Raw genomic sequence first — 1,578 nt, forward strand, 5'->3', positions numbered from 1 at the left:
AGCCGTTCCTCGTCGCTCAGACCGGCCAGGGGCTCGTGGGCGAAGCGCAGGCCGTCCCTGAGCTCCTGGGCCACGCGGCGGCCCTCCTGAGTGGCGGCGGCCAGCTTCACGCGCCGGTCGGCCGGATCGGGCCGCCGCTCGACCAGCCCGCGGGCCTCCAGCCGGTCCACGATCCCGGTCACGTTCGACGGCTCGCACTTCAGCTTCTGCGCCAGCTTCCGCATCGGCAGCGGCTCCAGCGCCAGCATGCTCAGCAGCCGCGCCTGTGCCCCGGTCAGCGCGTGCTCCCCCGCGGCGTCCTCGTAGTCCTCGTAGAACCGGGCCACGACGTCCCCGATCAGCTCGACGACCTCGAGGGTCAGTGCGTCCGGACGGCGGATGTTGGGTGCGGTGGCCATGGCTCCAGGGTACCCCTTTACTTGACATCCTGAAATATTCAGGCGCATGGTTGTTTCAGGTACTGAAGTATTTCCCCCTGCGGCCGTCCACCCGAAGGAGAGGCGCCACCATGTCCGACACCCCCACCCTCCCTGCCACCAGCCGCGAATGGCACCTGCTCAGCCGCCCGGTGGGCTGGCCGAAGCCGGAGGACTTCGCCCTGGTCGAGGCCGCGCTCCCGCAGCCGGCCGAGGGCCAGGTCCTCGTACGCAATGAGTACCTCTCCGTCGACCCCTACATGCGCGGAAGGATGAGCGCGGCCAAGTCCTACGCGGCGCCCTACGAGCTGAACCAGCCCATGCCGGGCGGCGCCGTCGGCCGCGTCGTCGTCTCCGACGCCGAGGGCATCGCGCCCGGGGACCACGTGCTGCACTTCGGCGGCTGGCGCGAGTACGCCGTCGTCGACGCCGCCCAGGCCGTCAAGGTCGACCCCGAGGCCGCCCCCCTGTCGGCGTACCTCGGCGTCCTCGGCATGACCGGCCTCACCGCCTACGCCGGACTGCTGCGCACCGCCTCCTTCAAGGAGGGCGACGCCGTCTTCGTCTCCGGCGCCGCCGGCGCGGTCGGCAGTCAGGTCGGCCAGATCGCCAGGCTCAAGGGCGCCTCACGCGTCATCGGCTCGGCCGGCTCCGACGAGAAGGTCAAGCTGCTCGTCGACGAGTACGGCTTCGACGCGGCCTTCAACTACAAGAAGGGCCCGGTCTCCGAGCAGCTGCGCGCCGCCGCCCCCGACGGCATCGACGTCTACTTCGACAACGTCGGCGGCGACCACCTCGAGGCCGCCATCGGCTCCCTCAACCAGGGCGGGCGCATCGCGGTCTGCGGCATGATCTCGGTCTACAACAACACCGAGCCCGCCCCCGGCCCGCGCAACCTCGCCCGGCTGATCCAGACCCGCGGCCGCATCGAGGGCTTCCTGGTCGGCGACCACTACGACCTCCAGCCCCAGTTCGTGCAGGAGGTCGGCCCCTGGGTCCGCGAGGGCCGCCTGAAGTACCGCGAGACCGTCGTCGAGGGCGTCGAGAACACCCTGGAGGCGTTCCTCGGAGTGCTGCGCGGCGACAACACCGGCAAGATGATCGTCAAGCTGGGCTGACGCCGGCCCCGGTACCCGGCCGGCGTCCCACGCGCGGGGCCGGG

Annotated in this window: 2 protein-coding genes; one reads left to right on the forward strand and one right to left on the reverse strand. The window is 71.4% G+C overall.

All coding sequences use genetic code 11. The features are described 5' to 3' along the window. Window positions 1–398 (reverse strand): MarR family winged helix-turn-helix transcriptional regulator (locus IE249_RS00785; protein ID WP_229857149.1); only part of this gene is annotated, 398 nt, incomplete at its 3' end. 110 nt (window positions 399–508) lie between these two features. Here IE249_RS00785 and IE249_RS00790 point away from each other — a divergent pair. Further along, a complete protein-coding gene (locus IE249_RS00790; protein ID WP_189702799.1) occupies window positions 509–1,534 on the forward strand; it encodes an NADP-dependent oxidoreductase in 1,026 nt (341 codons plus the stop codon). Window positions 1,535–1,578: the final 44 nt, after the last annotated feature.

The sequence above is a fragment of the Streptomyces anandii JCM 4720 genome (assembly GCF_014650655.1).
In the GTDB taxonomy this organism is placed as follows: domain Bacteria; phylum Actinomycetota; class Actinomycetes; order Streptomycetales; family Streptomycetaceae; genus Streptomyces; species Streptomyces anandii.